An 8,559-nucleotide genomic window follows, 5' to 3' on the forward strand; every position below is an offset into this window, starting at 1 on the left:
GGATACCTTGCCATCAGTCGTTCCTCATCGAACGCCCTCAGCCGCCCACTTTTCGTTCTTCGACAATTCTGCCCTCTTCCATGTGGATTCGACGTCCCATCAGATGCAGTTCATCGAGATAGCGATCGTCATGGGTGATGACCACGACCGTCTTTCCGGCGCGCATCATTTCCGGCAGCAACTCGTCATAGAATTTTCGCCGATATTCCGGGTCCTGCTCGGCCGTCCACTCGTCTAGCAGCATGATGGGCCGGTTTTCCAGCATGCTGACAATCAGCGCGAGGCGTCGGCGCTGGCCACCGGACAGGTCGAGGGTACGGAACTCGCCGTTGGTCAGGCCGGTCTTGTCCTCCAGCCGGAACTTGGCCAGCAGGCGCGCGAGTTCGCCGGGATCCGCGTCCGGGACCCCGTAGAGGCGCCGGAACAGATGGTAATCGTAGAAAATCGCGGAAAACAGCTCGCGGTATTCGTCGCGGGTCGCCTTGTTGACGCGTCTGCCGTCGAGCAGCACTTCTCCGGATTCCGGATGATAAAGCCCGGCCAGCACCCGCAGGAAGGTGGATTTGCCCGACCCGTTGCCTCCGGTAATGAAAAGCAGTTCTCCGGAACGCAGCGTGAAGTCGATCGGCCCGATATGGAAGGCCACGTCCGAGTGCCGGTCCACGTAACTGAATACGATCTGGCGCATCTCGATGGTGTCGAAGCTCTTGGGCGACACGACCTCGTCGGTCTCGGAGGAGACGGTCGAGCGCAGCAGGTCTTCCAGACGCACGATCCGGTCGGCCGCGGCATTCGCATTCATCAGGATCGGAATCGACTGCACCAGCGCGAAACACGCCCCGATGACATAAAGAAGCGCCGCGGTGATCTTTGCGACCGACGTTCCGCCGAGGCTTTCGCTGAATTGCGGCGCAACGAAGACAACCGTCCCAAGCAGGATGTACATATAGCCCTGCGAATAGGCGATCTGCTTGAAGGTCTCGGACTGGGCGCGGATCTTGATGTTGGCGGCGGTCCGCGACACGTTGACGGCGTCGTCGAACAGCGAGTCGCTGCGCGGCCGGTTGAGCCTGATCTCCTTGAAGCCATCGAGAAAGTCGGTGATGCGGTCGAACAGCCGCCGCTCCTGCTCGGCCGCCCGTGAGCGCTCTTCGGTCAGCTTGCGGCTGCGGAAATGAAAGATCACGCCTGCGAGACTGACGATCAGGACGCTGAGGGCGAAGGCCGTGAATGACAGATATGCGACATAAACCGCAACAAACCCGATCAGGACCGGGCCCTGGATCGAGAAGCTGAGCATGTTGCTCGCCTGCGTCAGGATCGCGGCATCGCTCGATATCGCAGCAACAATCCGCGAGCGGCCGATTTCCTCGATCGACAGCAGTTCCGAACGGCGGACATAGTCCATCATGCGCACGCGGAGCTTGTGAATGATCGCCTCGATCTCCGACGTGATCGTGGTGGAAACGTAGACCTGCGTCTTGAAGAACAGGAACAGCGAGACCAGGAACAGCGTCGCCGCCCACAGGCTGCCGCGTTCTTCGGTGTCCGCCGCCGCCGCGCCGGCATTGATGGCGGTGAGAATGGCCGCGTTGCTGATGCCGCCGATCACCGACATGAACACCAGCTTCCGCACCGAAGCGTGCATCTCGCGGTGAACAAGCTGAAGGAAGGACATTGCGGCTGCCGGCTATTGTTGCAAGGGGCGCTGCCGGCGCCCGCGGGAAGGCACGCGCCGGTTTTGATACGATAGCGTCGTCAGGGCCGGCGATGCCATTCCGCGTTTCGTGATGGGCCGGTGAGCAGGAGCAGCGGCAATACCACAAGCGGAGTCGTCAGCAGCGCGAGCGCGAATGTGCCGAGAAAGCCCATTCGCCGCCCGATGCCGCACAAGCCGGTGAGCGCGCAGAACACGATATAAAGGCCGGCTTCGATCATCGATCTCTATGGAGCAGCCGTCGACTTTTCGCTCGCGGCTGCCCTCCGGTTTGTGACGGGATACTCGCCTCAAGAGTGCGTTGCCGCAGCCCCCGTGGTCCCGCGGCCGGCCGAAGGCGGAGTCTCCGGTGCGGCCACTTTGGCGCGCGAGCGTGAATCCCACTTTTCCTTCTGCGCCTTGATGAATTCCCGATAATCCGGCGGGTTGAAATCGAGCAGCGTGCCGCCCGACTCGAAATGCTGGATGAATGCCTTGCCGATGGCGAAGGTGGCGCCGGCGGCGAGCGCCGGCATCACGAATCCGGATGCGATGGTGCCGAGGATCGGTACGGTCTTGAGCATGCTGGCAGCCCCGATACCGCTGGTTGCGGGGATCATGGTTCCAGCGAGCGCCGCGATCACCGCCTTGCCGCTATTCTCGGAGAACGGGACATTATAGATCTGTGACAGCCGGCGCAGCATCTGCAGCTGCAGACCGGCGACGGCGGCGACGTCGATGATCGGCACGGGCACCAGCCCGGCGACGCCTCCCCACAGGGCGAAGCGGTCGACCAGCTTGGTCGCCATCTCCAGCCGCGCCGCGGGAGTCAGTTCCGGCGCCTCAGGCTTTGCCTCCGCATCTGTCGTGGTCTTTTGTGCCATACCAGGTCCCTTCTCGGCAGTCGTTCCCAAATTCCTTAACGGATCGGCCGCCACCCAATTCGGCCGCCACCCAATTCGGCCGCCACCCATTGAGCCGTCGGACCAATTAGGCCGTCGGACCGACGACGTCGCGCGGCTTAATCAAATCTGCTCAAAAAAGCTATCATGGCGGTCAGCCACTGCCAAGCGCTCGGAACATGCGGACAGGCCGGCATCACCGCGCCATCTTGCCTTGTACGATCCGATCCCCATAATGGCACACACAGATTGCCCGGAGACGAATATGCGGCCGAAGCCGGTCGAGGGAGCCGCCGCGAGCACGCGTCGCACGTGGGAGCCACCCGCTTTCTCGGAACTGCCGATCGGCACCGAGACGCGGTCGATTCCAGCGCGGCGGACGCCACCCGATGGCGGACAGGCCAACCCGCCGCCACCCGCCACGCCCGCGAGCAAATTGGGCTTTTCGTTCGAAATGTCGTTCCCGCTGTCGGTCCGGACCGAATAGCGACCGGGCGCGCGGGAGGTTGCGAGCGGATGGCGAACGCCGCCCGTCTGTGCGAGAATTGCATCATCATCGGACTTCCCAGCGCGCGTCAGCGGAGACTCGAGCCGTGAGCGTGACGGTCGACAGTGTTCTGGTTCGGAATGGCGATCTGCCCGCGGCGGACCTCGACGGCCGCGTCGTGCTTCTCAGCGTTCGCGCGGGCGCCTATTTCGGCTTCAACCCGGTGGCGAGCGAAATCTGGCATATGCTGTCGGAGCCCCGCCGGGTCGGCGACATCTTCGACACCTTGTTGCAGAGTCACGATGTCGATGCCGGCACCCTCGACCGGGACGTCCTGCCGTTTCTGCAGCGCTTGATCGACCGGCAACTCGCGCGGCAGGTCGGGCGCGGCCTTCCATGACGCCGCGGGCGATGCGGCGGGCCTATCTGCGGGAGGCCGCCGTTATCCTCGCTTTGGCCCGGCTGGCGGTCCATATCCTGCCGGCAAACCGTGTCTTCGCCTGGGCCGACTGGCCACTGCGCCGCGTTCGCCGCTTCGAGACCGATCAGGCGGAATGGGTCGCCTGGGCAGTCGACCATGCCGCGACGCTGCCCGGGATGAAAGCGCTGTGCCTGCCGCGTGCGCTCGCAGCTCACGCGATGCTGCGGCGGCGCGGCATCGCAAGCCGGCTCTGTCTCGGCGTTGCCAATAACGACGGGGAACTCGCCGCTCACGCCTGGATCGAGGTTGGAGAAAAAACCCTTGTCGGCGGCGGCGAAGCCGTTGCCTTCCAGCGGCTTGCCACATTCGGCGGGCGCGGTGCAACGACGGGCCTCCCATGAGCGGGATCGCCGGATTGCTGCATTTCGACCGGCGGCCGGTGAGCCGGCGCGTGCTCGAGCGCGCTGCGAATGCACTGCGCGCGCACGGACCGGATCGATCGCATGTCGTCGTCGATGGCAGCAGCGGCTTCGCGCATGTCCACATGGCCATGACACCGGAGGATCATTCCGACCAGCAGCCGCATCGCGCAACGGACGGGTCGATCATTACCGCTGACCTGCGGCTCGACAACCGCGAAGACATTCTCGCCCGGATCGGAATGCCTGCCGAAGCGAAGTCCTGGCCGGATTCGCGCATTCTGCTGTCTGCCTGGCAGAAGCTTGGCGACGCCGTCTGGCCCATGCTGCGCGGCCCATTCGCCGCCGCGATCTGGAATCCGCGCGATCGCGTCCTGACGCTGGCCCGCGATCCGGTCGGGCTGCATGTGGTGATGTGGCATCGAAGCCCGCGCTTCTTCGCCTTCGCCACCATGCCGAACGGCCTGTTCGCGTTTGACGGCGTCCCGCGCGAATTGAACGAAGAGAAATTCGCGGATTTTCTCGTGCTCAATCACGCCGCGCACGAGACCACGATCTACAAGGACATCTTCCGTGTCCGTCCGGCGCATGTCATGCGGGTAGCCCCCGGCGGAACCATCACGCACCATCGGTACTGGTCGCCGGACGACATCAACCCGGTCCGGCTTCGATCCGACCAGGATTATGCCGACGGCCTGCGTGCCGCTCTCGACACCGCGGTGCGCCGGCAGTTGCGCAGCGCGCATCCGGTCGGCTGTCTCCTGAGCGGCGGGCTCGACTCGTCGTCGGTGGCGGTCCTCGGCGCTCGCGCATTGTCGGAGAAAAGCCAGCGGCTGATGGCATTCACCGGCGTGCCGCGCCGCGGCTTCGACGCCCCGGTCCCCGCCGGCCATTACGCGGACGAGACGGCGTATGTCGATGCCATCGTCCGGGCGGCCGGCACCATCGATGCAACCTATGTTGCCGAGGACGCCGACGAAGACCCTGCCGATCTCGACCGTTTCTTCATCGCGCTGGAAGGGCCGGTGCGAAATCCGACCAATCTCGGCTGGGTGCTGGCGATCCTGCGGCTGGCACGCCAGCAAGGCCGTCGCGTCCTGCTCAGTGGCCTGCATGGCAATCACACCATCAGCTGGAGCGGATGGTCACAGACGTCCGGCCATCTCTTGCACGGCCGCTGGCTGACGGCATTGCAGCAATGCCACCTGTATTATCGCCGCACAGCCTGTTCGCGATGGGGCGCGGTCAGGAACCTGCTGATCGAACCCCTGATCCCCGAAAGGCTCGGCGATTGGGCGCAGCGGCTGCGCCATGCGGACGGCGGCGCGGCCTGGCAGCGCCATTCCCCGATCCGGCCGGAATTCGCCGCCGCCATGGGGGTCGATGCCCGCGCCGTCGCCGATCGTCACGACTTCCATTATCGCATGCGACGGGACGATCGCATCCAGGGGCTGTTCCAGGTGGATTACGGCGGCGACTGGCATGCCGCGCAAAAGGCCGTCACCGGCGTCGAAGTCCGCGACCCGACGGCGGATCTCGACGTCATTTCCTTTTGTTTCGGCGTGCCACCGGAACAGTATCTCGCGGAGGGTACGGATCGCTCCCTGATTCGCCGGGCGATGTGGGGACTCGTGCCCGACATGGTGCTGACCAACCGTAGGCGTGGCCTGCAGGGCGCAAGCTGGCATGAACGACTGCAAAACCGGCGCAGCGAACTGGCACGCGAGATCGCCGACCTTTCGAAGTCACCACTGGCACGCCGCGCGATCGATCTTGCACGGCTCGAACGGGCAGTGGCGCATTGGCCGGCCGATGGCTGGCACCGGCCCGACATCTTCACCGAATACAATCTGGCCCTGATGCGCGGCCTGGCCGGCGGCCGCTTCCTGCGCTGGTTCGAGTCGGCGAATTGACGGGAACGCGATATGGTGCCGGGTATGGTCTTGGGGTGATGCGTTTGTGGATCCGGATCCTGCGAGCGAAGGCTTCTACGATCGGATACCCATCTTTCGCGGTTTTCCGCGCATCATGGACGATTCAATTTATCGTCCGCTCCCGCAAGACTGGGTGATCGGAACAACCGACGTCGTGGGCTCCACGCGCGCTATCCGGGACAACCGCTACAAGGCCGTCAACATGGCCGGCGTGGCGGGGATCGCCGCAGTCACCAATGCGCTCGGCCGCGAATTTCCATTCGTATTCGGTGGCGATGGCGCGAGCTTCGCGGTGCCGCCCTCCTGGGCCGACACGGCACGTGTGGCGCTGGCTGCAACCTTGCGATGGGCACAGGAAGAATTGTCGCTCGAATTGCGCGGCGCGATGGTGCCGCTCAAGGACATCCGCGAACACGGACTGGACGTGCGCGTTGCACGTTTTGCGCCGTCGGAGAATGTCACCTATGCGATGTTCACCGGCGGCGGACTGGCCTTCGCCGAGACCGCGATGAAGCAGGGCCGCTTCGCGGTGACGCCGGCGCCGCCCGGCAGCCGTCCCGACCTGACCGGGCTGTCGTGCCGCTTCGAAGAAATGCCGTCGCAGCATGGCGTCGTGCTGGCGCTGCTCGTGGTACCCGGCGAGCGCGCCAGCAATGACGGCTTCCGCCGCGCGGTCGAAGACCTCGTCTTGCTGGCTGAGCAGAAGGGCCATGCCCCGGTCCCTGCGCAGGGGCCTGCCTTCGGCTGGCCACCACAGGGTATCGACCTCGAGGCCCGCGCATCGCGCCATCCCGGCATTCCCATCGCCGTCAGGCAGGCGGCGGCGCTTCTGCGGACCTTGCTGTATTTCCTGATCTTTCGTTTCCGCCTGCGCGTCGGCAAATTCATTCCTGCCGTCTATCTGCGGCAGGTGGTGGCCAATTCCGACTTCCGGAAATACGACGATGGCCTGCGCATGATCATCGACTGCACACCCGAGCTGGCGGAGGAGATCGAGCGCAGACTGGCCGGCGCCGCTGCCGCGGGAACCTTGCGCTTCGGCCTACACCGGCAACACGCGGCGATGATGACGTGTTTCACGCCGTTCCCCACGCATGCCGACCACATGCATTTCATCGACGGGGCTTCGGGCGGCTATGCGCTTGCCGCAGCTGCGCTGAAAAGCGGAAATCAGGGCGCGGCATCATCCGGGTGAAGGCGGTGCGCAGCGTTGCCTCGCGACGTGGTCTTCGCGCGGTGTCGCTGGCGATCCGCCAGCGCGAAGATTCCGCGGCTCCTCAAAGTCTCCGCAACACGGCAAATCGTGTCGAGAACCGCCTGCACCGTAATCGACAGGTGCCGGGCCGCGAGCCACGACACGATCACGTTGCGATACAGGCCGTTCTCGCCGATGCGCGTCAGGTCGACGATGCCGGTCTGCGGTTCGCCACGCAACACGGACCTTGGGAGCACCGTGGCGCCGAGTCCGCGCTCGGCCATCAGCCGCATGGTCTCGACCGCATTGATGGAGGTCATGACGGTCGCTTTCTTGCCGAAAGGCTCGAGAAACTTGTCGACATGGGCCCGCAATCCGTCGCTGAGGACAAGCGGCAGCGACGCCAGCGCATCGGCATCGACGGCCTTTCCGGCGGCAACGGTGCCGGGCGTGGTGACCAGCACCATCTCTTCGTCGAAGAGCGGCTCGAAGCCGAACTTGCGGCCTTGCACGGGCCCGGTCATCACCGCGAGGTCGACCCGTCCCTCGCTCAACCAGTCGCGCAGGCCCGAGCTGAAATTCTCCGCGATCTTCAACTCGATGCGGGGCTGCTCGGCGCGCAGCTTTTCGAACAGCGGTGGCGTGAGAACGGGGCATAAGGTCGGCGGAATCCCGAGCACGACCCGTCCGATCGGGCTCCCGGCCAGACCCTTGATGTCGTCGCAGGCGCGTTCGACGTCACGGAGAATGCGCGTCGCATGATCGTAAAGGCGCCGCCCTGCATCCGTCAGCTTCACGCCGCGGCTCTCGCGGATCAGAAGCCGCGAGCCGAGATCCTGTTCGAGCCGGTGAATTTGCCGCGTCAGCGCCGGTTGCGCGATGCGCAGATTGACCGAGGCGCGGGTGATGCTGCCCGCATCCGCCACCTGCACGAAATACATCAGCGCGCGAAAGTCCAACAGAACCGCCAGTATAGGAGCAATGCCGGAAAAGTATTTTACATGCCTCTCATATCATCGAAAGGTAGGGCGAAGCCAGAAAAAGGCGCGAGGCAAGCGCCTTGAACAGGGAGGTTTGTCTTGATGCGCCGTATCCTCGGAACTCTGGGTGTTTCGCTCACCGCAATCATCGCCGGACTGTCCGCCTCCCCCGCCCAGGAGGCCTATCCCGACCGGCCGATCACCATCGTCAACCCGCTGCCGCCGGGCGGCACCGTCGATCTGGTCGCGCGCGCGCTGGCAACATCTCTTGAAAAGCGGATCGGGCAGCCGGTTCTGGTGGAGAACCGTGCCGGCGCCGCCGGCGCCGTCGGAACCGCGCTGGTCGCGAATGCCAAACCGGACGGCTACACCCTGCTTCTCACCCAGACCTCGCTGCTGCTCATTCCGGTCGCCGACAAGGCGCTCGGGCGGCAGGCGGCATTTTCCGCGGACCTGTTCGAGCCGCTGGCACGCTTCACCGCCGACCCGATCATCGTTGCGGTTCAGGCCTCGAGCAAGGTCACG

The 8,559-nt window shown here is 64.7% G+C and carries 10 protein-coding genes; 6 read left to right on the forward strand and 4 right to left on the reverse strand.

Going from position 1 to position 8,559, the window contains the following annotated elements; all coding sequences use genetic code 11:
- Positions 1 to 37 precede the first annotated feature (37 nt).
- The 3 genes from AB7F49_RS35920 to AB7F49_RS35930 form a co-directional block, all read right to left on the reverse strand.
- Positions 38 to 1,678, reverse strand: coding sequence for a cyclic peptide export ABC transporter (locus AB7F49_RS35920; RefSeq protein WP_428531625.1), 1,641 nt, complete (start codon positions 1,676 to 1,678; stop codon positions 38 to 40).
- Between the two features lie 80 nt (positions 1,679 to 1,758).
- Positions 1,759 to 1,938 (reverse strand): hypothetical protein, encoded by a 180-nt coding sequence (locus tag AB7F49_RS35925; RefSeq protein ID WP_428531628.1) that lies wholly within the window; start codon positions 1,936 to 1,938, stop codon positions 1,759 to 1,761.
- Between the two features lie 69 nt (positions 1,939 to 2,007).
- Positions 2,008 to 2,580, reverse strand: coding sequence for a YcjF family protein (locus AB7F49_RS35930; RefSeq protein WP_428531631.1), 573 nt, complete (start codon positions 2,578 to 2,580; stop codon positions 2,008 to 2,010).
- A 283-nt stretch (positions 2,581 to 2,863) separates the two neighbouring features.
- Between AB7F49_RS35930 and AB7F49_RS35935 the strand changes: the two genes are divergently transcribed.
- The 5 genes from AB7F49_RS35935 (at position 2,864) to AB7F49_RS35955 (ending at position 7,054) form a co-directional block, all read left to right on the forward strand.
- On the forward strand, positions 2,864 to 3,085 hold the full coding sequence (locus tag AB7F49_RS35935) for a hypothetical protein (protein WP_428531634.1): 222 nt from the start codon (positions 2,864 to 2,866) through the stop codon (positions 3,083 to 3,085).
- 106 nt (positions 3,086 to 3,191) lie between these two features.
- On the forward strand, positions 3,192 to 3,485 hold the full coding sequence (locus AB7F49_RS35940; RefSeq protein WP_428531636.1) for a PqqD family protein: 294 nt from the start codon (positions 3,192 to 3,194) through the stop codon (positions 3,483 to 3,485).
- Entirely contained in the window at positions 3,482 to 3,907 is a 426-nt protein-coding gene (locus AB7F49_RS35945) for a lasso peptide biosynthesis B2 protein (protein ID WP_428531639.1), read from the forward strand. Before AB7F49_RS35940 ends, AB7F49_RS35945 begins: the two co-directional genes overlap by 4 nt.
- Positions 3,904 to 5,838: an asparagine synthetase B family protein gene (locus AB7F49_RS35950; RefSeq protein ID WP_428531642.1), complete on the forward strand. Its 1,935-nt coding sequence runs from the start codon at positions 3,904 to 3,906 to the stop codon at positions 5,836 to 5,838. Before AB7F49_RS35945 ends, AB7F49_RS35950 begins: the two co-directional genes overlap by 4 nt.
- Positions 5,839 to 5,884: 46 nt before the next feature.
- Entirely contained in the window at positions 5,885 to 7,054 is a 1,170-nt protein-coding gene (locus AB7F49_RS35955) for a DUF3095 domain-containing protein (RefSeq protein WP_428531645.1), read from the forward strand.
- Here the strand turns inward: AB7F49_RS35955 and AB7F49_RS35960 are convergent.
- Positions 7,030 to 8,013, reverse strand: a complete 984-nt coding sequence (locus AB7F49_RS35960; RefSeq protein ID WP_428531648.1) for a LysR family transcriptional regulator — start codon at positions 8,011 to 8,013, stop codon at positions 7,030 to 7,032. The two genes, AB7F49_RS35955 and AB7F49_RS35960, sit on opposite strands and share 25 nt — an antisense overlap.
- Positions 8,014 to 8,136: 123 nt before the next feature.
- Here AB7F49_RS35960 and AB7F49_RS35965 point away from each other — a divergent pair.
- On the forward strand, positions 8,137 to 8,559 hold a 423-nt coding region (locus AB7F49_RS35965), incomplete at its 3' end, for a tripartite tricarboxylate transporter substrate-binding protein (RefSeq protein WP_428531651.1).

Source organism: Pseudorhodoplanes sp., assembly GCF_050250235.1.
GTDB lineage: Bacteria > Pseudomonadota > Alphaproteobacteria > Rhizobiales > Xanthobacteraceae > Pseudorhodoplanes.

Coding starts and splice junctions, on each gene's coding strand:
- AB7F49_RS35935 (WP_428531634.1), top strand. CDS start 2,864: ATGCGGCCGAAGCCGGTCGAGGGAGCCGCCGCGAGCACGCGTCGCACG.
- AB7F49_RS35950 (WP_428531642.1), top strand. CDS start 3,904: ATGAGCGGGATCGCCGGATTGCTGCATTTCGACCGGCGGCCGGTGAGC.
- AB7F49_RS35925 (WP_428531628.1), bottom strand. CDS start 1,938: ATGATCGAAGCCGGCCTTTATATCGTGTTCTGCGCGCTCACCGGCTTG.
- AB7F49_RS35945 (WP_428531639.1), top strand. CDS start 3,482: ATGACGCCGCGGGCGATGCGGCGGGCCTATCTGCGGGAGGCCGCCGTT.
- AB7F49_RS35920 (WP_428531625.1), bottom strand. CDS start 1,678: ATGTCCTTCCTTCAGCTTGTTCACCGCGAGATGCACGCTTCGGTGCGG.
- AB7F49_RS35930 (WP_428531631.1), bottom strand. CDS start 2,580: ATGGCACAAAAGACCACGACAGATGCGGAGGCAAAGCCTGAGGCGCCG.